Genomic DNA, 220 nt, shown 5'->3' with positions numbered 1-220 from the left:
GTACCTGTGACTTCCTCACCGTTGACAGTATCTGTACCACGCTCGGTTGTAACAGTTGGAGATTTGCCACTTTCACCCTTTTCACCTTGAGCACCGTCTTGACCATTTGTGCCGTTCTTACCGTCTGACACAAAGGTACGTGTTGCTTCACCACCGTCTGCTGGTGTCACAATAATCCATGTACCTGTGACTTCCTCACCGTTGACAGTATCTGTACCAC

Annotated in this window: 1 protein-coding gene; it reads right to left on the bottom strand. The window is 49.1% G+C overall.

Translation table 11 applies throughout. The features are described from left to right. Positions 1 to 220: hypothetical protein (locus tag E4T79_RS11215; protein ID WP_167752690.1), on the bottom strand; the 220-nt coding region annotated here is incomplete at both ends.

Source organism: Streptococcus sp. LYSM12, from assembly GCF_004569635.1.
Lineage (GTDB): Bacteria > Bacillota > Bacilli > Lactobacillales > Streptococcaceae > Streptococcus.
This window is presented reverse-complemented; position numbering and strand designations above follow the sequence as displayed.